Source organism: Actinoplanes siamensis (assembly GCF_016862395.1).
Lineage (GTDB): Bacteria > Actinomycetota > Actinomycetes > Mycobacteriales > Micromonosporaceae > Actinoplanes > Actinoplanes siamensis.
The window spans coordinates 1-20,213 of sequence record NZ_BOMW01000045.1 but is presented as its reverse complement, the minus strand read 5'-3'; the positions used below and the strand labels follow the sequence as shown (position 1 = coordinate 20,213).

General features: G+C 69.7%; 20 protein-coding genes, 1 tRNA gene and 1 other RNA gene. 16 read left to right on the top strand and 6 right to left on the bottom strand.

Annotated elements, in window-relative coordinates:
• The first annotated feature begins 316 nt into the window (after positions 1–316).
• The 8 genes from Asi03nite_RS23205 to ssrA all read left to right on the top strand — a co-directional run bounded on the left by Asi03nite_RS23205 (position 317) and on the right by ssrA (position 6,869).
• The gene (locus Asi03nite_RS23205; protein WP_203682549.1) at positions 317–832 is read left to right on the top strand and encodes a PadR family transcriptional regulator; all 516 of its coding nucleotides are present in this window, start codon (positions 317–319) and stop codon (positions 830–832) included.
• A 52-nt stretch (positions 833–884) separates the two neighbouring features.
• Positions 885–1,997 carry a peptide chain release factor 2 gene (gene prfB, locus Asi03nite_RS23200; RefSeq protein WP_203682548.1) on the top strand — a complete coding sequence of 371 codons (1,113 nt, stop codon included), beginning with the start codon at positions 885–887 and terminating at the stop codon, positions 1,995–1,997.
• A 140-nt stretch (positions 1,998–2,137) separates the two neighbouring features.
• Positions 2,138–2,818 carry a cell division ATP-binding protein FtsE gene (gene ftsE, locus Asi03nite_RS23195; protein WP_203682547.1) on the top strand — a complete coding sequence of 227 codons (681 nt, stop codon included), beginning with the start codon at positions 2,138–2,140 and terminating at the stop codon, positions 2,816–2,818.
• A gap of 66 nt (positions 2,819–2,884) precedes the next feature.
• A complete protein-coding gene (gene ftsX / locus Asi03nite_RS23190; protein WP_203682546.1) occupies positions 2,885–3,760 on the top strand; it encodes a permease-like cell division protein FtsX in 876 nt (291 codons plus the stop codon).
• 112 nt (positions 3,761–3,872) lie between these two features.
• On the top strand, positions 3,873–5,117 hold the full coding sequence (locus Asi03nite_RS23185) for a M23 family metallopeptidase (protein WP_203682545.1): 1,245 nt from the start codon (positions 3,873–3,875) through the stop codon (positions 5,115–5,117).
• 53 nt (positions 5,118–5,170) lie between these two features.
• A complete protein-coding gene (gene smpB, locus Asi03nite_RS23180) occupies positions 5,171–5,647 on the top strand; it encodes an SsrA-binding protein SmpB (protein WP_203682544.1) in 477 nt (158 codons plus the stop codon).
• A 110-nt stretch (positions 5,648–5,757) separates the two neighbouring features.
• Complete coding sequence (locus tag Asi03nite_RS23175; protein WP_203682543.1) at positions 5,758–6,459, top strand: cellulose binding domain-containing protein; 702 nt, start codon at positions 5,758–5,760, stop codon at positions 6,457–6,459.
• A gap of 28 nt (positions 6,460–6,487) precedes the next feature.
• Positions 6,488–6,869: a transfer-messenger RNA gene (ssrA, locus tag Asi03nite_RS23170) on the top strand.
• A 253-nt stretch (positions 6,870–7,122) separates the two neighbouring features.
• On the opposite strand, the gene Asi03nite_RS23165 is transcribed toward ssrA, so the two are convergent.
• Together Asi03nite_RS23165 and Asi03nite_RS23160 are read right to left on the bottom strand one after the other, a co-directional pair.
• Positions 7,123–7,347, bottom strand: a complete 225-nt coding sequence (locus Asi03nite_RS23165; protein WP_203682542.1) for a type II toxin-antitoxin system HicA family toxin — start codon at positions 7,345–7,347, stop codon at positions 7,123–7,125.
• Positions 7,344–7,556 (bottom strand): type II toxin-antitoxin system HicB family antitoxin, encoded by a 213-nt coding sequence (locus tag Asi03nite_RS23160; protein ID WP_203682541.1) that lies wholly within the window; start codon positions 7,554–7,556, stop codon positions 7,344–7,346. The genes Asi03nite_RS23165 and Asi03nite_RS23160 overlap by 4 nt, the downstream gene beginning before the upstream one ends.
• Before the next feature lie 280 nt (positions 7,557–7,836).
• On the opposite strand from Asi03nite_RS23160, the gene Asi03nite_RS23155 reads away from it, so the two are divergent.
• The 5 genes from Asi03nite_RS23155 (at position 7,837) to meaB (ending at position 16,073) form a co-directional block, all read left to right on the top strand.
• Positions 7,837–9,360: a Re/Si-specific NAD(P)(+) transhydrogenase subunit alpha gene (locus Asi03nite_RS23155; protein ID WP_203682540.1), complete on the top strand. Its 1,524-nt coding sequence runs from the start codon at positions 7,837–7,839 to the stop codon at positions 9,358–9,360.
• Between the two features lie 33 nt (positions 9,361–9,393).
• The gene (pntB, locus tag Asi03nite_RS23150; RefSeq protein WP_203682539.1) at positions 9,394–10,812 is read left to right on the top strand and encodes a Re/Si-specific NAD(P)(+) transhydrogenase subunit beta; all 1,419 of its coding nucleotides are present in this window, start codon (positions 9,394–9,396) and stop codon (positions 10,810–10,812) included.
• Positions 10,813–11,062: 250 nt separating this feature from the next.
• Positions 11,063–12,889 carry a methylmalonyl-CoA mutase subunit beta gene (locus tag Asi03nite_RS23145; protein WP_239102870.1) on the top strand — a complete coding sequence of 609 codons (1,827 nt, stop codon included), beginning with the start codon at positions 11,063–11,065 and terminating at the stop codon, positions 12,887–12,889.
• A complete protein-coding gene (gene scpA / locus Asi03nite_RS23140; RefSeq protein WP_444978647.1) occupies positions 12,832–15,102 on the top strand; it encodes a methylmalonyl-CoA mutase in 2,271 nt (756 codons plus the stop codon). The genes Asi03nite_RS23145 and scpA overlap by 58 nt, the downstream gene beginning before the upstream one ends.
• The gene (meaB, locus tag Asi03nite_RS23135) at positions 15,099–16,073 is read left to right on the top strand and encodes a methylmalonyl Co-A mutase-associated GTPase MeaB (protein ID WP_239102869.1); all 975 of its coding nucleotides are present in this window, start codon (positions 15,099–15,101) and stop codon (positions 16,071–16,073) included. The genes scpA and meaB overlap by 4 nt, the downstream gene beginning before the upstream one ends.
• Before the next feature lie 160 nt (positions 16,074–16,233).
• Here meaB and Asi03nite_RS23130 read toward each other — a convergent pair whose 3' ends face one another.
• A complete protein-coding gene (locus Asi03nite_RS23130) occupies positions 16,234–17,040 on the bottom strand; it encodes an S-methyl-5'-thioadenosine phosphorylase (RefSeq protein ID WP_203682536.1) in 807 nt (268 codons plus the stop codon).
• A gap of 125 nt (positions 17,041–17,165) precedes the next feature.
• Here Asi03nite_RS23130 and Asi03nite_RS23125 point away from each other — a divergent pair, with 125 nt between their 5' ends.
• Together Asi03nite_RS23125 and Asi03nite_RS23120 are read left to right on the top strand one after the other, a co-directional pair.
• Positions 17,166–17,714 carry a YqgE/AlgH family protein gene (locus Asi03nite_RS23125; protein WP_203682535.1) on the top strand — a complete coding sequence of 183 codons (549 nt, stop codon included), beginning with the start codon at positions 17,166–17,168 and terminating at the stop codon, positions 17,712–17,714.
• Positions 17,715–17,806: 92 nt separating this feature from the next.
• Positions 17,807–17,879, top strand: a tRNA-Ala gene (locus Asi03nite_RS23120).
• 77 nt (positions 17,880–17,956) lie between these two features.
• Here Asi03nite_RS23120 and Asi03nite_RS23115 read toward each other — a convergent pair.
• From Asi03nite_RS23115 to Asi03nite_RS23105, 3 genes are all read right to left on the bottom strand, one after another.
• Complete coding sequence (locus Asi03nite_RS23115) at positions 17,957–18,181, bottom strand: site-specific integrase (RefSeq protein WP_203682534.1); 225 nt, start codon at positions 18,179–18,181, stop codon at positions 17,957–17,959.
• Positions 18,182–18,375: 194 nt separating this feature from the next.
• Complete coding sequence (locus tag Asi03nite_RS23110) at positions 18,376–18,666, bottom strand: hypothetical protein (protein ID WP_239102868.1); 291 nt, start codon at positions 18,664–18,666, stop codon at positions 18,376–18,378.
• Entirely contained in the window at positions 18,663–18,962 is a 300-nt protein-coding gene (locus tag Asi03nite_RS23105; protein ID WP_203682533.1) for a hypothetical protein, read from the bottom strand. The genes Asi03nite_RS23110 and Asi03nite_RS23105 overlap by 4 nt, the downstream gene beginning before the upstream one ends.
• 249 nt (positions 18,963–19,211) lie before the next feature.
• Here Asi03nite_RS23105 and Asi03nite_RS23100 point away from each other — a divergent pair, with 249 nt between their 5' ends.
• Positions 19,212–19,949: a helix-turn-helix domain-containing protein gene (locus tag Asi03nite_RS23100; protein ID WP_203682621.1), complete on the top strand. Its 738-nt coding sequence runs from the start codon at positions 19,212–19,214 to the stop codon at positions 19,947–19,949.
• Positions 19,950–20,213 lie beyond the last annotated feature (264 nt).

Sequence of the window (20,213 nt, the reverse complement as noted above, 5' to 3'; positions counted from 1 at the left end):
GGGAGGACCCGGACCACGGACTCCGTCCTCGTGCCCGGCGGCCCGGTCCGGGAAGCGGCCCCTGAGGCGCTTGTGGGCAATTGTCCGAATGTGCACGGCGACTCGCGTATGTATGGGCGATTCCTGCCTCGGCCTGCCCGTCTGACCGAATAGGTGCTCCATTTTAGCTGGTCAACCGCGCGATGGGGCGCGAAACGCCCGGTCTGGGCGCTCGTTGTCGGACTGTCTGTGCGGGACAGTCGTTTGTGGAGGCGCAAACTGGACGGATCGTGCGAAATCCTGGACGCCGGAGCGACAAAGTGGCAGCTTAGAAGGCATGCCCGACTTCCAGATCAATCCCACGGCTGCCGCCTTGCTCGGCCTGCTTCACGAGGGGCCGATGACCGGCGGACAGCTCATGGCGGCTGCCGAACGCCGCCTCGGGCCCTACTGGTCGATGACGCGGAGCCAGGTCTACCGTGAATTGCCCGTACTGGCCGAAATGGGGTATGTACGCCTCGGCAAGCCGGGTCCGCGTTCCAGTCAGCCCTATGCGATCACCGCCTCCGGGAAGCGCGCCTTCGGACGCTGGCTCACCGAGACGCCCGGCCGGGACGCGCTGCGGAACCCGGTCGCGCTGCGAGTCGCCTTCGGCCAGCAGCACAGCACCGAGCAGTTGCAGACTCTCTACACCAACGCCAACCAGTACCACTCGGAGGCGCTGGCGATGGCGAAGGAGCAGGCCAAGGAGGCGAAGAAGAACGACGACCCGTACGGTGCGGCGGCGCTGGAGTTCGCCGTCGCCTACCACAAGGCGGCGCTCAGCTGGCTGAAGACCGTGCCGTCCGAATGAGTTGCGGACGCCCCGGCCAGCCATCTGGCCGGGCGGCGTAAACTTGGGTGTCGTGACCGCTGCCGACTTCCCCGAGCAACTCAAAGCGCTCGACGCCACCCTCCGCAACATCGAGACCGTCCTGGACGTCGACAAGCTGCGCCGCGACAAGGCGGAGCTCGAGGAGCAGGCATCCGCGCCCGACCTCTGGGACGACCAGGCGCGGGCGCAGGAGGTCAACAGCCGTCTGTCGTACGTCGCCGGCGAGATCTCCAAGCTGGAGCGGCTGCGCACCCGTCTCGACGACGCGGGGTTGCTGCTGGAGATGGCCGAGGACGAGGGGGACGCCGGCTCGATCGCCGAGGTCGGCGAGGAGATCGCCACGCTCACCAAGGCGATCGAGGAGATGGAGGTCCGCACCCTCCTCTCCGGGGAGTACGACTCCCGCGAGGCGCTGGTGGCGATCCGCGCCGGGGCCGGCGGGGTGGACGCGGCCGACTTCGCCGAGATGCTGATGCGGATGTATCTGCGGTGGGCGGAGCGCCACGGGTACCCGACCGAGGTCTACGACACGTCGTACGCGGAGGAGGCGGGCCTCAAGTCGGCCACCTTCACGGTCAAGGTGCCGTACGCGTTCGGCACCCTGAGCGTCGAGTCCGGCACCCACCGGCTGGTCCGGATCAGTCCGTTCGACAACCAGGGCCGCCGGCAGACCAGCTTCGCCGGTGTCGAGGTGATGCCGGTGGTGGAGCAGACCGACCACATCGACATCCCGGAGAACGAGATCCGCGTCGACGTGTACCGGTCGTCCGGCCCGGGTGGTCAGAGCGTCAACACCACCGACTCGGCCGTCCGCCTGACGCACATTCCCACGGGCATCGTCGTCACCTGCCAGAACGAGAAGTCGCAGCTGCAGAACAAGGCGTCCGCGATGCGCGTCCTGCAGGCCCGGCTCCTGGAGCGCAAGCGTCAGGAGGAGGAGGCCAAGCTGGCCGGCCTGAAGCAGGACACCACCGGCTCGTGGGGCGACCAGATGCGTTCGTACGTGTTGCACCCGTACCAGATGGTGAAGGATTTGCGCACTGAGCACGAGACCGGCAACCCGTCGTCGGTCTTCGACGGCGACCTGGACGGTTTCATCGAGGCCGGGATCCGGTGGCGCAAGCAGAATCAGGTAGCCGTCTGACGGGATTCATCACGGTGAGCGACTCTGTCTGAACGCTCGGTCAGGCCAGAGTCGCACCGTTTTGTTGTTGCCGCAGGTGGCGAAGATTCCCGACCCCGGTGGGCTTGGCGATTTCGTTACACCGCGTAGACTCCAGTCCCGTGATTCAGCTCGAGAACGTGACGAAGACGTATCCGAAGGCGTCTCGGCCGTCGTTGGACAATGTCAGCGTCGGGATCGAGAAGGGTGAGTTCGTCTTCTTCATCGGCCCCTCCGGTTCCGGTAAGTCGACGATCATCAAGCTGCTGCTGAAGGAGGTCCAGGCGACCAACGGCAAAGTTGTCGTGAACGCCAAGGACGTCACTTCGCTGCGGTCCTGGAAGATCCCGCATTTCCGCCGCTCCATCGGCTGTGTGTTCCAGGACTTCCGGCTGCTGCCCAACCGCACCGCGTACGAGAACGTCGCGTTCGCCCTCGAGGTGATCGGCAAGACGAAGGCGGTCGCCCGGCGCGTCGTTCCCGAGGTCCTCGAGCTGGTCGGCCTCGGTGGCAAGGAACACCGGTACCCGCACGAGCTCTCGGGTGGTGAGCAGCAGCGTGTCGCGGTGGCCCGGGCCTTCGTGAACCGGCCGCTGATCCTGCTCGCCGACGAGCCCACCGGTAACCTCGACCCGGACACGTCCATCGAGATCATGCGGCTGCTGGACCGGATCAACCGGACCGGCACGACGGTCGTGATGGTCACGCACGACTCCAACATCGTCAACCAGATGCGCCGTCGCGTCATCGAGATCGAGAGCGGACGGATCGTCCGTGACCAGGCCCGCGGTGTCTACGGCTGAGACCCGCTCCGCCCACATGTTCAACGCTGAAGCAGCACCACGCGGAGTCCTGGAAGGATCCCCCCGATGCGCGTGAAGTACGTCCTCAACGAGGTCCTGGTGGGCCTGTGGCGGAACGTCACGATGACTGTCGCCATGATCATCACCATGTCGGTCTCGTTGACCATGCTGGGCGCCAGCGTGCTGATGTACCTGCAGGTCGACCGGATGAAGGACTTCTACTACGGCGAGATCGAGGTCTCGATCTTCCTGGCTGACAATGTGACCGAGGGTCAGATCGCAGCCATCGAAGGCAAGATCAAGAGCGACCCGCTGGTCAAGGAGTCCAACCACGAGACCAAGGAGCAGGCGCTCGAGCGCTTCAAGGTGCTCTACCAGGACTCGCCCGACTTCGTGGCCGCCGTGAACGCGGACAGTCTGCCCGAGTCGTTCCGGGTGAAGCTGAAGAACCCGGAGGACTACGACTCGTTCGCCAAGAGTCTCGACGGCGAGCCGGGCGTCCAGCGGATCATCGACCAGCGGGAGCTCCTGCAGAAGGTGTTCAACATCTTCAACTCGGTCCAGCTGATGTCCCTCGTGGTCGCGGCGGTGATGGCCTTCGCCGCGTTGCTGCTGGTCGGCAACACGATCCAGGTGGCCGCGTACAGCAAGCGCCGAGAAGTCGCGGTGATGAAACTGGTCGGCGCGTCCAACTGGTTCATCCAGGCGCCGTTCGTCCTGGAGGCGGTGGTCGCCGGCCTGATCGGCGCCATCCTCGGTTTCGTCGCGCTGTTCATCGGCAAGATCGTCCTGCTGGACAACAAGCTGCAGGCCCTGACCGCGATCCTGACACCCGTGCCGAACGGCAACGTCTGGCTGATGCTGCCACTTCTGGCCGGTGTGGGAGCGTTGGTCAGCGCCGTGACCGCCTGGGTCACGCTGCGGTTCTACCTCAAGGTCTGACCCTCTCCGAGACCTTTGTGCCGAAGGCCGCGACCCTGCCGGGTCGCGGCCTTCGCGCCCTTCGGGCGGTTTACGGCAAAGCGAGCGTTTAGTCAGAGTACGGTGACTCCCCGTGAGGTACCGCCGCCCGAACCCGCTGTTGACCCTCTGTCTCTGCCTGCTCAGCGCCGTCGCGCTCACCCTCGCCGTGCCCGCCCGGGCGCTGGCCGACCAGGACGACGCCACCCGGGCCGCGCGGGCGGTGCGCGAGGCCGAGGCGCTCCTGGAGAACGCCGGGGCCACCGCGCGCGTCGCCGCCCGCCGGCTCGCCGTCGCCTCGGCCGCGCTGCCGGCCGCGCAGAACCGGGTGGCAGTCGCGCGCGGCGTCGTCGTCGCCACCCGGGTGCAGGCCGCCACCGCCCAGGCCCGCGCCGGGGTGGCCCGGCAGAACTACCGGCAGGTCGCCGCGGACTGGGCGGCAGCCCAGGAACGGGTGGCCGGCGCCCGGGAACGGGTCGCCCAGATCGCCCGCAACAGCTACATGGGCAGCCCGGTCACCCGCTTCAACCTGCTCGTCTCGGCCCGTGGCCCGGTGGACCTGATGGACCGGATGAGCCTGGTGGACGAGATGGTGCGGCAGGAGAACGAGGACGTACGTCGGTTGGTCGACGCCCGCCGCGAGGCCCGTGCCGCCCAGGACCGGGCCGGCGCGGCCCAACGGTCCGCGGAGGCGGCCGAGGCCGAGGCGGCCGGCAGGCTGCGCGCCGCGCAGGCCGCCCAGGCCGAGGCGGTCCAGGCCCGGCGCGACGTGTACCAGCTGGTGCTGGCCCGGCGGGCGGCGCTGGCCGCGGCCAACGCGCAACGGGAGACCGTGCTCGCCCAGTACCGTGCGGCGCTCGCCGCGGAACGCAAGATCCGCTCCAGCATGCGCGGCTGGGAGGCCCGCTCCGGCTACTCCAGGCAGTACCGCGGCCGGCTGCTGATGCCCGTGCAGGGCTGGAAGAGCAGCGACTTCGGCAACCGGTACGACCCGTACTACCGGGTCTGGCAGTTGCACGCGGGCACCGACTTCGCGGCCGGATCCGGCACCCCGATCCGTGCCGCGGCGGCCGGCCGGGTGATCCAGGCCGGGTGGAACGGTGGATACGGCAACTACACGTGCGTCAGCCACGGGCGGGTCATGGGTGCCGGCTTCTCCACCTGTTACGGCCATCAGTCCCGGATCTACGTCCACGTCGGCGAGTACGTCCGGCAGGGTGAGATCATCGGTCTGGTCGGGAGTACCGGCGCGTCCACCGGCGCACACCTGCATTTCGAGACCCGTTTCGGTGGTGTGCCCCGGAATCCGCTGAATTACCTGCCTCCCTGCCTCTGTTGAACCGCGAGCTAAGATCGACCAGTTGGATCCCCGGTGTCGAAGGAGTCCTCGGTATGCCACGCGAACAGGGGCGTAAGCTCGTCGCCTCCAACCGCAAGGCGCACCACGACTACACCATCACCGACACCTACGAGGCCGGCATGGTGCTCACCGGCACCGAGGTGAAGTCGCTGCGCGCCGGCCGGGCCTCGCTGGTCGACGCGTTCGGCCACGAGAGCGGCGGCGAGATCTTCCTGCACGGCCTGCACATCCCGGAGTACTCGCAGGGCACCTGGACCAACCACGAGCCCCGGCGGGTCCGCAAGCTGCTGCTCAAGCGCGACGAGATCCACCGGATGATGGGGAAGCTGCGCGACGACGGCATCACCCTGGTCCCGCTCTCGATCTACTTCCAGAACGGGTACGCGAAGGTCGAGCTCGGCGTCGCCAAGGGCAAGAAGAGCTACGACAAGCGTCAGGACATGGCCGAGCGGGACGCGAAAAAAGAGATCAACCGCGCCCTGGGCCGCCGTGCCAAAGGCATGGGCTGACGGGGTATTCTGCGCGGCCAGACTCTTTGATCGCACCCCGCCCGCGGTGATCCGCGGGCGCGCTCCCGCTCTTCTTCTTCGACTCGACTCTTCCTCGAGGAGACCGGCCGTTGTCCACCACCAAGTCCAAGCACCGGGACCGCCAGTTCTTCATCGCCCGCGGGGTCTTCGGCCTCGCCGGCGCCATCCTTGTCGCCCTCGTGGTCTTCATCGCGGTTCACGCCGGCGGCGGCGCGGAACCGTCCCGCGACGCTGTTCTCGTGCAGCCCTCCGCGGACCTGCGCGCGGCCGCCGAGTCCTCGGCGCTCCCGCTGGTGCCCGAGTCCACGACGGCCTCCGTCCCGGCGTCGGTCCCCGGGTCGCCCTCGGCGTCCCCGTCGGCCTCGGCGTCCGCGTCCGCCACGCCGTCGAAGACCTCGGCCTCCCCGAAGCCGTCGAAGACCTCGGCGAGCCCGAAGCCGAGCGTCACGAAGACGACCACGGCGCCGGCCGCCAAGGACCTGGACGTCACCTACTCCACCAGCGCCAACTGGAACAACGGCTTCATCGCCGCGCTGAAGGTGACCAACAGCGGCTCCCAGCCCCACGACTTCTCGATCACCTTGAGCTACCCGTCCGGCTCCGGCCTCGCCATCCGCGGCGCCTGGAACGCCTCGGCGTCGGTCAACGGCAACCAGATCGTCGTCCGCGGCCGCTCGCCGCTCGCCGGCAACAGCAGCATCACCGTCGGGTTCCAGTCCGACAAACGGACGAACCGGCAGCTCAGGCCCACGGGGTGCACGGTGACTGGTGGCTCCTGCAAGGTGAGCTAAGATTGCCGGGCAGAGTTAAAACTGTCCAGGGGGTGACTGGTTTCGACTTCGTACGTGGAGACAGGGGAAGCGAGCCGAGGAAGCCGACGTCGTCTCGAGAATCGGTCGTCGGAAACTTATAAGCGCCAACTCTAAGTTTGACGCTGACCAGTTCGCTCTTGCCGCCTGAGGCAAGTAGCGTGGTCTGTCGGTCTGGGAGCGCCTCCGTCCCAGTTGCCGGCATCAGCTAGGAGGCTGGCCAATCGGTCCCGGTCGCGGGGACCGTGCGGCGAGATCAATCAGCGACTGGGCCCGTCGTCCGGACTCGCTCACGTGAGCCGGAGGGCCGAGTAGGGACTTAGTGAGCTGCGCTCGGAGAAGCCCTGACAAAACAACGAAGGACCCGGGTTCGATTCCCGGCACCTCCACTGGCAGGCGGCCCCATGGCCCACGCGTTACGCGAGGGCCATGGGGCCGTTCGGTTTACCTAACCGACTGCCGAGCCCGCAGAATCGCGCATGGCGGTGGGCGCCTCTGCGAAGTAGGCGACCGTCAGCGGAGTCATCGGCACGGTGACCGGCATCATCGGCGTCGTCAAGTAGCAGCTCGGGACGCAGGCAATGCGGATGCTCGGACCGTCCCGCTTCGCCGCTGGTCCGGCTCGCGAAGTGAGCTTGCAGGCCGCTATCGCAGTAGCTGCTGAAATTCGGCGGTGGTCAGGCCGGCTTGTCGGATGATCGAGGCGAGCGTTCCGCGCTTGACCGTCGGGTGTTGTGGGATCACCACGACGCGGCCGTTCGGGTGCTGATAGACGGCGTGGCCGCCTTTGGTGCGAACGTGGATGAATCCCGCCTTGGTGAGGGCGGCTACTACCTTGCGGAGAGGGAGATCAGCCAGAGCGGGGCTCATGCCGCCGAGGCGATCTGGAAGGCAGTTACGAACGGCGTCGCCTCGATCTGCGGCTGGGACACCTGCTCCAGATACAGCTCTACCGCTTCTCGGAGGTTCGTCAGAGCCTGTTCCAGTGACTCCCCTTGGCTCGCCACGTCGAGTTCCAGGCACCTCGCAACGAACCAGTCATCTTCCTGGTGAACTGCGGCGGTCAGTGTTCGCGTCATTGGTGTCTCCCGCTGATCACGCTCGGTCCTCCCATCCTAGGTGATGGTCGACGATGCCCGGCTTCCCGAGAAAGTCCGTAACTGACGAGCCTGTGTCCCTGGAGTTCACATGAACAGCGAGCACCTCCACTCCTGACGTATTTCTCCTGAGTTCAGCACCGCTGAGCCGGTTACTCGGTGAGTTGTCTCGGTGGCCGCCGGTAGGCGGAGTGAAGATTGGGTGTGACAGCGGTCATGGCGAGACGCTAAGCTACCCGCTGGTAACAAGAGGGGGCGATCGATGATCATCGGGGTTCTGGGGGAGGGTGACCCGGGAGAGAGACGGGTCGCGGCCACTCCGGCGACCGTGGGGCAGCTGCTCGCGCTCGGGTACGACGTGGTGGTGGAGCCCGGCGCCGGCCGCCGCGCGTCGTTCTCGGACGCGGCCTACGTGGACGCCGGCGCGACGGTCGGCGACCCGTACGCGGCAGACGTCCTCTTCACGATCAACGCGCCCGACGCCGCCCGGCTGGATCGGCTCAAGGCCGGCGCGACGCTGGTCGGCGTCTTCAACCCACGGCTGGACGAGGAACTGGTCCGGGATCTCGCCCGGCGGCCGATCACCGTGCTCTCGATGGACGCGGTGCCGCGGATCTCCCGGGCCCAGTCACTGGACGTGCTGTCGTCGATGGCCAACATCGCCGGCTACCGCGCGGTGGTCGAGGCGGCACACGCCTTCGGCCGGTTCTTCACCGGCCAGGTCACCGCGGCCGGCAAGGTGCCGCCGGCGAAGGTGCTGGTCGCCGGCGTCGGGGTGGCGGGTCTCGCGGCGATCGGGGCGGCCGGCAGCCTGGGCGCGGTGGTCCGCGCCACCGACCCCCGGCCGGAGGTGGCCGACCAGGTCAAGTCGCTGGGCGGCGAGTATCTCGCGGTGCGGGCCGCGGACGTCGAGGTCTCCGCGACCGGGTACGCCAAGCAGATGTCCGAGGACTACAACGAGCGGGCCGCGCAACTCTACGCCGAGCAGTGCGCCGACGTGGACATCGTCATCACCACCGCGCTGATCCCCGGCAAGCCGGCGCCCCGGCTGATCACCGCGCCCATGGTGGCCAGCATGAGGCCGGGCAGCGTGATCGTCGACCTGGCGGCCGCGAACGGCGGGAACGTCGAGGGCACGGTCCCCGGCGAGGTGGTGACCACGGAGCACGGGGTGACCATCATCGGCTACACCGACCTGGCCGGGCGGCTGCCGGCGCAGGCCTCCCAGTTGTACGGCACGAACCTGGTGAACCTGGTCAAACTGATGACCCCGGGGCGGGACGGGGAACTCGTCCTCGACCTCGACGACGTCGTACAACGGTCGATAACCGTCGTACACCAGGGGCAATTGACCTGGCCACCGCCTCCCGTGCCGGTCTCGGCGACCCCGGCCACGCCGCCGCCCGCCCCGGTCGAGGCGAAGGCCGGGCCGCAGGCCGCGAGCCGGAGCCGCGGCCTGCCCCTGGTCGCCGCGGGCGCGGCCGTGCTGTTCCTGCTGACGGCGCTGTCGCCGGTGGCCCTTCGCGGACATCTGACGGTCTTCGCGCTGGCCATCGTGATCGGTTACTACGTGATCGGGCAGGTGCACCACGCCCTGCACACGCCGTTGATGTCGGTCACCAACGCGATCTCCGGGATCATCGTGGTGGGCGCTCTCCTGCAACTCGGGCACGGCGGTCCGGTGATCACCGCGCTGTCGCTGGCCGCGATCCTGCTGGCCAGCATCAACGTCTTCGGCGGCTTCGCGGTGACCCGCCGCATGCTCGCCATGTTCACCAGGAGCTGACCCGATGATCAGTGAAACCCGGGAGCGGACCCGATGACTGTCGAAACGGCTGCCCAGGCCGCGTATCTCGTCGCCGCCCTGCTCTTCGTCCTGGCGTTGGCCGGGCTCTCCCGGCACGAGAGCGCCAAGCTCGGCAACGCCTTCGGCATCGCCGGCATGGCTCTGGCGCTGATCGCCACCGTCGCTCTGGCCCTGGTGGGCGATTTGAGTGGTACGGGGCTGGTCCTGCTCCTGGTCGCCACCGGCGTCGGCGCCACGATCGGCCTGTATCGCGCCGGCCGGGTCGAGATGACCGGAATGCCGGAGCTGATCGCGCTGCTGCACAGCTTCGTCGGCCTGGCCGCGGTGCTCGTCGGCTGGAACGGGTACCTGCACGTCGAGGCCGACCCGGGCGGCGCCGGGGCGGCCGCGCTCGCCGGCCAGGACCTGCTCGGCATCCACGGCGCCGAGGTCGTCATCGGGGTGTTCATCGGCGCCGTGACGTTCACCGGCTCGATCGTGGCGTTCCTGAAACTGTCCGCGCGGATCAACTCGCGGCCGCTCACGTTGCCCGGCAAGAACGTTCTGAACGTGGGTGCGTTGGTGGCGTTCGTGCTGCTCACCGTCTGGTTCGTGAGGGACCCGGGGATCTGGCTGCTGGCCGTGGTGACAGCTGTGGCGCTGCTGCTCGGCTGGCACCTGGTCGCCTCGATCGGCGGCGGCGACATGCCGGTCGTGGTGTCCATGTTGAACAGTTACTCCGGGTGGGCCGCGGCGGCGTCCGGCTTCCTGCTCTCCAACGACCTGCTGATCGTGACCGGGGCACTGGTCGGGTCGTCCGGCGCCTACCTGTCGTACATCATGTGCAAAGCGATGAACAGGTCCTTCCTCTCGGTGATCGCCGGTGGCTTCGGCATCGCGGCCGCGCCGTCCGGCGACACCGACTACGGCCAGCACCGCGAGATCCAGGCGGACGCGGTGGCCAAGCTGCTGTCCGAGGCGAAATCGGTGATCATCACGCCGGGCTACGGGATGGCGGTCGCCCAGGCGCAGTACGGCGTCGCGGAACTGACCCGCAAGCTGCGCGCCAAGGGGGTGGACGTGCGCTTCGGCATCCATCCGGTGGCGGGCCGGCTGCCGGGGCACATGAACGTGCTGCTGGCCGAGGCCAAGGTGCCGTACGACGTGGTCCTGGAGATGGACGAGATCAACGAGGACTTCGCGCGGACGTCGGTGGTGCTCGTCATCGGCGCGAACGACACGGTGAACCCGGCGGCCACCGACGACCCGTCCAGCCCGATCGCCGGGATGCCGGTGCTGAAGGTGTGGGAGGCCGGCGAAGTGATCATCTTCAAACGGTCGATGGCGTCCGGATACGCGGGTGTGCCGAATCCGCTGTTCTACCGGGAGAACAGCGCGATGCTCTTCGGCGACGCGAAGGAGCGCGTCGACGACATTCTGCGCTCGTTCTAGCGCACGGGGCAGGCGCTGACGTCCGCCGAGCCGTTGCCACCGGAACCGCGGGCCGAGGCCCCGATGGTGGCGGCCTGCTGGTTGTCCGCTTCCCGCCGTGCCCGCCCGCCACGTTCTCTTGCCAACCCGGGCCGGTCCCCGGCGGCCCTGCGATCGTCCCCGAAAGGGGGACCCTAAGCTTCTGGTCAGGGGTTGGCAACGAGGCGTCCCGTTCGACACGATGGCGCCCGAGGGGAACGGAAGGGGCGTCGTGACCACGTCGGCTGATGAGTTCACGCTCGGTGCGGACTTTCCCGCGGCGACGGCCGAGCAGTGGCGGAGTCTCGCCCTGGCCGCGCTGCGCAAGTCCGGCGCCGCGACCGAGGACACCGATCCGGAGCAGGTGGACGACCTGCTGGCCACCGTCACGTACGACGGGGTGCGGCTCGCCGCGCTGCACACCGCCGACGACGCGCCCGCCGCGCCGGCCGGGCTGCCCGGCCAGTGGCCGTTCGTGCGCGGCGCCCGCGCCTCCGGCGGCCTCGCGACCGGGTGGGACGTGCGTCAGCACCACGCCGGGCCGGACCCCAAGGAGGTGCGCGAGGCAGTTCTCGGCGACCTCGAGCACGGGGTGACCTCGCTGTGGCTGGCCGTCGGCGGCACCGGCCTGCCGGTGGACGCCCTGCCCGAGGCGCTCGACGGCGTCTACCTCGATCTGGCCGGTGTGGTCCTCGACCCCGGCCCCGAGTTCACCGCCGCGGCGGATGCCTGGTTCCGGCTGCTCGCCGCCCGCGGGGCCGACCCGGCGCGAGTCAGCGGCGGGTTCGGCGCCGACCCGCTGGGCTGGCGGGCCCGCACCGGCGACACGGCCGGGCTCGCCGGCGCGCTGCGCGACGCCGCGACCCTGGCCGGCCGGTCCACGGCCGAGACGCCGGGCATGCGGGCGATCACCGTCGACGCGACCGTCTACCACGAGGCCGGCGGATCGGACGCGGAGGAACTGGGCCTCGCCGCCGCCGCCGGCGTGGCCTACCTGCGCGCGCTCACCGAGGCCGGACTGCCGGTCGGCGTGGCGCTGGCCCAGCTGGAATTCCGGTACGCGGCGACCGCCGACCAGTTCGCCACCATCGCCAAGCTGCGCGCCGCCCGCCGGATCTGGGCGCGGATCGCCGAGATGTGCGGGGCCGCCGAGGCCGGCGGGCAGCGTCAGCACGCGGTCACCTCGGCCGCGATGATGACCGCCCGCGACCCGTGGGTGAACCTGCTGCGCACCACCCTCGCCACCTTCGCCGCCGGAGTGGGCGGCGCCGCCGCGGTGACCGTGCTGCCCTTCGACCACCGGCTCGGGCGGCCCGACGCGTTCGCCCGGCGCCTGGCCCGCAACACGCAGATCCTGCTCGTCGAGGAGGCCCACGTGGCCCGGGTCGTCGACCCGGCCGGCGGCTCGTGGTACGTGGAGCGGTTCACCGACGAACTGGCCCGGGCCGGCTGGGGCTGGTTCACCGAGATCGAGCGGGCCGGCGGGCTGGCCGCGGCGCTGGACAGCGGACTGGTCGCCGACCGGCTGGACGCCACCTGGCAGCGGCGGGCGGCCGACATCGCGCACCGGCGGGCCCCGATCACCGGCGTGAGCGAGTTCCCGAATCTCCAGGAGCAGCCGCCCGAGCGCCCACCCGCTCCCACGCCCGCCTCCGGCGGCCTGCCCCGGCGCCGCTACGCGGAGGCCTTCGAACAGTTGCGTGACCGCGGCGACGCCCATCTGCGGGCCACCGGCAGCCGGCCCACGGTGTCGCTGGTCACCCTCGGTTCGCCGGCCGCGCACGGGCCCCGCGTCACGTTCGCCGCCAACCTCTTCGCGGCCGGGGGCATCGCGGTCACCACCGAGCCCGGGTCGCCCGTGGTCTGCCTCTGCGGACCCGACAAGGCGTACGCGGCGGAGGCCGCCACCGCCGTCGAACAGCTGCGTGCGGCAGGCGTCCGCCGGATCCTGCTGGCCGGCCGCGGCGACTACCCGGGCGTCGACGGGTACGTCCACATCGGATGCGACGCCGTCGACGTGCTCACCACCGTGCTGGCCGACCTCGGAGTGCAGGAATGATCCCCGACTTCTCCGCCGCCGAGCTGACCGGCGCCGCTCCCGGCCCGGACGCTCTCGCGACGTGGCGCGCCGCCGTGCTGGCCGAGACCGGCCGGCCGGTGGACGAGCTGACCTGGCAGACCCCCGAGGGCATCGCGGTGCCCCCGCTGTACACCGGCGCCGACCTGGCCGGGCTGGACTTCCTGCGGACGTACCCGGGCGTCGCGCCGTACCTGCGCGGGCCCTATCCGACGATGTACGTCAACCAGCCGTGGACCATCCGGCAGTACGCGGGCTTCTCCACGGCCGAGGAGTCCAACGCGTTCTACCGCCGTAACCTGGCCGCCGGGCAGAAGGGCCTGTCCGTCGCGTTCGACCTGCCCACGCACCGCGGCTACGACTCCGACCACCCGCGGGTCACCGGCGACGTCGGCATGGCCGGCGTGGCGATCGACTCGATCTACGACATGCGGCAGCTCTTCGACGGCATCCCGCTGGACCGGATGAGCGTCTCGATGACCATGAACGGCGCCGTGCTGCCGGTGCTGGCGCTCTACATCGTCGCGGGCGAGGAGCAGGGGGTCGCGCCGGAGCAGCTGTCCGGAACGATCCAGAACGACATCCTCAAGGAGTTCATGGTCCGCAACACCTACATCTACCCGCCGGCGCCGTCGATGCGGATCATCTCCGACATCTTCGCGTACACGTCGCAGCGGATGCCGCGCTTCAACTCGATCTCCATCTCCGGCTACCACATCCAGGAGGCCGGCGCGACCGCCGACCTGGAGCTGGCGTACACCCTGGCGGACGGCGTGGAGTACCTGCGCGCCGGCCGCGACGCCGGACTCGAGATCGACAAGTTCGCGCCGCGGCTGTCGTTCTTCTGGGCGATCGGGATGAACTTCTTCATGGAGGTGGCCAAGCTGCGCGCCGGCCGCCTGCTCTGGGCCAAGCTGGTGCGCGAGTTCGGACCGAAGGATCCGCGCTCGCTGAACCTGCGCGCGCACAGCCAGACCTCCGGCTGGTCGCTGACCGCGCAGGACGTCTACAACAACGTCATGCGCACCTGCGTCGAGGCGATGGCCGCCACCCAGGGGCACACCCAGTCGCTGCACACCAACGCGCTCGACGAGGCCCTCGCCCTGCCCACCGACTTCTCCGCCCGGATCGCCCGCAACACCCAGCTGGTGCTCCAGCAGGAGTCCGGCACGACCCGGGTGGTCGACCCGTGGGGCGGCAGCGCGTACGTCGAGCGCCTCACCCGCGATCTCGCGGCCCGGGCCTGGGAGCACATCACCGAGGTCGAGGCGGCCGGCGGGATGGCCCGCGCGATCGACGAGGGCATCCCGAAGATGCGGGTGGAGGAGGCCGCCGCCCGTACCCAGGCGCGCATCGACTCCGGCCGCCAGCCGGTGATCGGCGTCAACAAGTACCGGCCGGACGCCGACGAGCCGATCGACGTGCTCAAGGTGGACAACGCCGCGGTCCGCGCCAACCAGGTGGAGAAACTGCGCCGGCTGCGCGCGGAACGTGACGACGTCGCGTGCCGGTCGGCGCTGGACGCGCTGACCCGGGCCGCCGCCGACGAGCGTGCCGGCACCCGCGGTCCCGGACTGGAGCAGAACCTGCTCGCCCTGGCCGTCGACGCCGCCCGGGCCAAGGCGACCGTGGGGGAGATCTCCGACGCGCTGGAGAAGGTGTACGGGCGGCACACCGCCCGGATCCGTACCATCTCCGGGGTCTATCGCGGGGAGGCCGGCGAGGTGACGAACATCGAGCGGGCCCGGGCCGCCGCCGCCGCGTTCGCCGAGGCGGAGGGCCGGCAGCCGCGGATCCTGGTGGCCAAGATGGGCCAGGACGGGCACGACCGCGGACAGAAGGTGGTCGCCACCGCCTTCGCCGATCTCGGCTTCGACGTCGACGTCGGCCCGCTGTTCGCCACCCCGGCCGAGGTCGCGCGGCAGGCCATCGAGGCCGACGTGCACATCGTCGGGGTGAACTCGCTCGCCGCCGGCCACCTCACGCTGGTCCCCGCGCTGCGCGACGAGCTGGCCGCCCAGGGCCGCCCGGACATCATGATCATCGCGGGTGGCGTGATCCCGCCGCAGGACTACGACGCGCTGCGCGCCGCCGGGGCCGCCGCGATCTTCCCGCCCGGAACGGTCCTCGCCGACGCGGCGCTCGACCTGCTCGCCGACCTGTCCGGCCGGCTCGGCCACCCCGTCGCGGCGTGACGGCCCGGCCGCCGCTCGACCTGCCGGCGATGGCGGCCGGGGTTCGGCAACGCACCCCGGCCTGGGTCGCCCGGGCGATCACCCTGGTCGAGTCCACCCGTCCCGATCATCAGGCCCAGGCGCAGGAACTGCTCGGGATGCTCACGCCGTACGCCGGAAAATCGCACCGGGTCGGCATCAGCGGCGTGCCCGGCGCCGGGAAGTCCACATTCATCGACGCCCTGGGCAGTGACCTGACCGCGGCCGGCCACCGGGTCGCGGTCCTCGCGGTCGACCCCTCTTCGACCCGCAGCCGCGGCAGCATCCTGGGCGACAAGACGCGGATGGCGCGCCTGGCCGCCGACCCGTCCGCGTTCATCCGCCCGTCGCCCACCGCCGGCACGCTGGGCGGCGTGGCCAAGGCCACCCGCGAGGCGATAGTGGTCGTCGAGGCGGCCGGTTACGACGTCGTCGTGGTCGAGACCGTCGGCGTCGGCCAGTCCGAGACCGCGGTCGCCGACATGGTCGACTCGTTCCTGCTGCTGGCGCTGGCCCGCACCGGCGACCAGCTGCAGGGCATCAAGAAGGGCATCCTGGAGATCGCCGACGTGATCGCCGTGAACAAGGCCGACGGCACGCACGAGCCGGAGGCGAAACGCGCGGCCCGCGAGCTGTCCGGGGCGCTGCGGCTGCTCCGCGACGACAGCTCCTGGACCACGCCGGTGCTGACCTGCAGCGGCGCCGAGGGCACCGGGGTGACCGAGGTCTGGGCGCAGCTCACCGCCCACCGCGAGTCGCTGGACCTGGACCAGCGCCGGCGGCGGCAGCAGGTGGGCTGGATGTGGGCGATGGCGCAGGACGCGGTGGTCAGCCGCTTCCTGAACCATCCCGGGGTCCGCTCCACGGCCGCCGCCGCGGAACAGGAGATCCGGGACGGCTCACTGACGCCCGCGCAGGCGGTCGAACGCCTGCTCACCGCCTACGACGAGTAGTGGTAGCAGCAGGACAGGATCTCCAATTATCCCGCGCGTCCACGACCCGGTGTTCCTCGTTGACGCGCTTGTTCGACACGCGTCGATGCGGTCACGACCCCCTGCCGGCCACACGCCGAAGACCGGCGGCGACAGCCGGAAAACGCACGCGATCAGTGCCTCAGGGCAGGTCGAAGGGGATCTTCAGGCCCTGGAGGGCGTCCCCGCACCCACAGGTGCGCTCGGCCGGCAGCCCGGTCACCGCGTCCAGGAGCACCTCCCGCAGGCGGGCCGTGTTCTCCGCGAAGACCTCGAAGACCTCCTCCTGAGTGACGCCGTGGTCGCCCTCCACGCCCGCGTCCAGGTCGGTGACCAAGGCGATAGCGGTGTAACAGACGGCCAGCTCGCGCGCCAGGACCGCTTCCGGGTGACCGGTCATGTTCACGATCGTGCCGCCGATCGAGGTGAACCAGCGGGACTCCGCGCGGGTGGAGAAGCGGGGACCCTCGACGACGACCATGGTGCCGCCGTCCACCGCGTTCACCCGGGCGGCGGAATCGAGGACCGCGGCGCGGCCGGCGGGACAGTAGGGGTCGGCGAACGAGACGTGGACCGCGCCCTCGTCGTAGAACGTCTGGACCCGGCCGCTGGTGCGGTCGATCAGCTGGTCGGGGACCACGAAGGTGCCCGGCCCCAGCTCCGGCCGCAGGCCGCCGACCGCGCACGGAGCGATGATCTGGCGTACGCCCATCGCCCGCAGCGCCCACAGATTCGCCCGATATGGAATCCGGTGGGGCGGAAAGCGGTGATCGCGCCCGTGTCGGGGCAGGAAGGCTACTCGCCGCCCCCCGACCTCGGCCACCGTGATCTTGTCGGATGGCGGACCGTACGGCGTCTCGATCTCGTGTTCAATGGCGCCGTCCAGAAGTGCGTACAGACCGGATCCGCCGATGACGCCGATCTCTGCTGCCGGGGGTGACGGGTTCATGTGCAGACCTTATCCATGACTGGAAACTCCGGCTAATGTGCTGAGCATGGCGTTGACGTCGAAAGGGCGGCAGGTATCCCGTGTACGGTGAGGGACAGCGGATCGGAGGCCGGTCGGTGGAGTCGATGACCGGTCAGTTGCTGGTTGCCACCCCCACCCTCAAAGATCCGAACTTCGACCGTACGGTCGTGCTGCTCGTCGCCCACGAGCCGGGCGGCGCCCTCGGGGTGGTGCTGAACAGGGCGACCGAGGTGCCGGTCGCCGAGGTCCTCGGCAACTGGGGCGACCTGGCCGGCGACCCGGCGGTGCTCTTCGAGGGCGGCCCGGTGCAGCCCGAGTCGGCCATCTGCCTGGCCCGCACCCGCCCCGAGGTGAAGAAGCGGGTGACCGGTTTTCATACCGTCTCCGGCTCGCTCGGCACCCTCGACCTCTCCGCCGACCCGGAACGCCTCCGGGAGAACGTGGCGGGCATCCGCGTTTTCGCCGGCTACTCCGGCTGGTCGGCCGGCCAGCTGGAGGAGGAGATCGCCTCCGGCTCGTGGTTCGTCTTCGACGCCCTCCCCGGCGACCCGTTCGTGAGCCGCCCGGACGACCTGTGGGCCATGGTGCTGCGCCGCCAGGGCGACATCCTGGCTGCTGTCGCACACTTCCCCCCGGACGTCTCGCTGAACTGAGGGGGTGCTGCAGAGGGCCTCTGCGGGGTGTGTAGTATTTCCAGCGTGCCCGGGGGGAACGCCCGGGGACGGAGTAAGAAGCAGTACAGCAAGGGGCTGTGGCGCAGCTGGTAGCGCACCACACTGGCAGTGTGGGGGTCAGGGGTTCGAGTCCCCTCAGCTCCACCCCTGGTAGAGGGCCTGATCGGATCTCCGGTCGGGCCCTTTTTCGTGCCCGCAGAGATCCACAATCTCACCAGATCTCACAACTGCTTGGTGGCCCTGTGAGATCTCACGCCGCGGGCTTCTCGGGGGTCCGATCCGGTGCCGGACGGAGCATCCCGGTCAGCGCCGCTCCGGCCGTCGAGCACCGAGCGGGTCTTCTGGATCGTGATGGTCGGCTTGATCAGGTCGACATCGCACCAGCGCAGGCCAAACACCTCACCGCGGCGCAGGCCATAGGGCGGCATCTCCCAAGCGATCGCCATCCGGGGTAACGTCCCAATTCGGTTCGCTCACAGCTTCTTCGGCTTGTCCAACTGCTCGGCTGCGCGGCGTCGTAGCTGGTGCACCCGGTCCTCAATCCGCCGACCGCTGATGATGTTGACGCACGGACGGCCGGCGGAGGAGCCGCATCCCGGGCACTTGACCTTCAGGCCGGCTCGGATGGCCTCCGGCGACATCACGAGGCCCGCCGAGAAGGCGACTCGGGCCGCCGGTACGGGCCGGTCCGGTCGTTGCGAGGCCGGGGAGTCGTGTCTCCGACCCACCGGAGGCCGTGGATCTGCACGAAGATGGAGCGCCGATCGATGGCGTCGCCCGCCGAGTTGAGCTGGTAGCCGTCGAGCCAGATCCAGCCCTCGTAGGTGATCAGATCGAGCATCCGGATGACCCGGAACTGGAACGGTATCTGGAACTGCACGGATGCCTGGCGGGTGATCGCCAGCACGTCGCCTGACCGGGGGGTCCTCATGCCGTCACCTCGCTCCAGTGGTTGCAGCTCAGCGGCTCCTCCAGGCGGTCGGCCACGTGGGCGAGCGGCTGGCCGAAGCAGCGCCAGCGGAGCTCACTGAAGCTCCGGCCGGGGAGCATCCGGGCGAGCTCGTCGAACGTCCGCCAGAGCGCGGCGCTGAGTAGCAGCCCGGTCCCGTGCTCGGCGACCAGCGCGCCGACGGCCGGTTCGCAGGGCCACTCCTCACCGCACGTGCCACAGGTCGCGTCAGGCCAGGTTGGCTGATGGACCCCATACGCCGGGTGCTGTTTCTCCATGGCTGATCGCCTCCGCCAGAGCCGCTCCGGGAAGAGCTCAGCGCGACAGGTCCGGGCATTTTCCACGGGCTACCTCGACGACCGGCCTGCCTCGCTGGGCAGCGGCGGGCAAAGACCGAGCTAGGGACTTCCGCCCGCCGCCATGAACACCATGTCTTCGCAACGATGCTGGCCGCGACGTCGCCCAGGGCGACATTCCGGCGACATATGAGGCGACATTCCGGCGACGTGCGGCGTACCGTGTTGACCATGAATACGCAGCCCCGGCCGAACACCGCCTTTCGCGCCGCTCGGCTTGCCCTGCGGCTTTCTCAGGACGAACTTGCCGAGCGGATGCGGGAAGCGGGTGCGGCCAGCACGACGAAACGAACGATCCAGCGATACGAGTCCGGCGAGATCGTCAACCCGCGGCCCGCCAGCGCCCGCGCACTAGAAGTCGTCACCCGGCTCCCGGTCTCGTCGCTCGGCTTCCCGGCTGGCGTCGATGCGGTGGTGGTGGATGATGGTCGAGGCGGTCACGACCTGGAGGTGCGGCGTTCCCCGGTTCCTGCGACCGGCCCTGCGCGGCCGCAGGGCGGCTACTCGGGTGTCTGGCTCAGCCGGTACGAGTACTTCAGCAGCAGCCGCGGGGAAACGTATGCCGGGCTGCACAACGTCGTCCTGATTCAGCATGGCGACCGGCTGACCGTGCGGTCGCTGCAGGGGTCGGCGGCGTCGACGCTGACCATGGATCTGACTGTGGAGGGCAACGTGCTGACCGGCACGTGGACCGAGCAGACCGACCCGCACGGGCATTACAAGGGTGCCCGCTATCACGGCGCCATCCAACTCCTTGCCGAGCCGACCGGGCGCCGGCTGGCCGGCAAGTGGCTCGGATTCGGCAAGGACATGGATGTGAACACCGGGCCGTGGACGCTGACGTTCCAGGACCCCAGCACCAGCAAGGCCACGTTGACGAAGTACGCCCGGCCGCCCGCGGTTGAGTAGTTTCTGCGAGCTCGCTCGGGGCCCCCGAAGGCGCATAGTCACAACACCATGCAGACCTGCACCGTTGTTACGACGGTGCAGGTCTGCAACCGCCCTCGAAAGCGTGCGGGCCACTGGTGTCACCGGGTTCAACTTCTGTGACACCGCCTCTGACCTGGGTGTTTGCGGCGCTGAACCCGGGGCCCCGATGAGGGAGGGGAAGGGTTCTGGATCTTGCTGCGGAGGTAACGCGGTGTACCTGTTGGAGCTGGGGGTCTAAAGGGC

What these genes read in the sequence shown, in the direction of transcription:
- smpB (WP_203682544.1), top strand. Translation starts at nt 5,171, where the DNA reads ATGCCACGCGAACAGGGGCGTAAGCTCGTCGCCTCCAACCGCAAGGCG.
- Asi03nite_RS23160 (WP_203682541.1), bottom strand. Translation starts at nt 7,556, where the DNA reads ATGACGCGAACACTGACCGCCGCAGTTCACCAGGAAGATGACTGGTTC.
- Asi03nite_RS23155 (WP_203682540.1), top strand. Translation starts at nt 7,837, where the DNA reads ATGATCATCGGGGTTCTGGGGGAGGGTGACCCGGGAGAGAGACGGGTC.
- Asi03nite_RS23165 (WP_203682542.1), bottom strand. Translation starts at nt 7,347, where the DNA reads ATGAGCCCCGCTCTGGCTGATCTCCCTCTCCGCAAGGTAGTAGCCGCC.
- pntB (WP_203682539.1), top strand. Translation starts at nt 9,394, where the DNA reads ATGACTGTCGAAACGGCTGCCCAGGCCGCGTATCTCGTCGCCGCCCTG.
- Asi03nite_RS23205 (WP_203682549.1), top strand. Translation starts at nt 317, where the DNA reads ATGCCCGACTTCCAGATCAATCCCACGGCTGCCGCCTTGCTCGGCCTG.
- Asi03nite_RS23100 (WP_203682621.1), top strand. Translation starts at nt 19,212, where the DNA reads ATGAATACGCAGCCCCGGCCGAACACCGCCTTTCGCGCCGCTCGGCTT.
- Asi03nite_RS23110 (WP_239102868.1), bottom strand. Translation starts at nt 18,666, where the DNA reads ATGAGGACCCCCCGGTCAGGCGACGTGCTGGCGATCACCCGCCAGGCA.
- Asi03nite_RS23125 (WP_203682535.1), top strand. Translation starts at nt 17,166, where the DNA reads ATGACCGGTCAGTTGCTGGTTGCCACCCCCACCCTCAAAGATCCGAAC.
- ftsX (WP_203682546.1), top strand. Translation starts at nt 2,885, where the DNA reads ATGCGCGTGAAGTACGTCCTCAACGAGGTCCTGGTGGGCCTGTGGCGG.
- Asi03nite_RS23115 (WP_203682534.1), bottom strand. Translation starts at nt 18,181, where the DNA reads ATGGCGATCGCTTGGGAGATGCCGCCCTATGGCCTGCGCCGCGGTGAG.
- Asi03nite_RS23105 (WP_203682533.1), bottom strand. Translation starts at nt 18,962, where the DNA reads ATGGAGAAACAGCACCCGGCGTATGGGGTCCATCAGCCAACCTGGCCT.
- Asi03nite_RS23130 (WP_203682536.1), bottom strand. Translation starts at nt 17,040, where the DNA reads ATGAACCCGTCACCCCCGGCAGCAGAGATCGGCGTCATCGGCGGATCC.
- scpA (WP_444978647.1), top strand. Translation starts at nt 12,832, where the DNA reads ATGCGACGCCGTCGACGTGCTCACCACCGTGCTGGCCGACCTCGGAGT.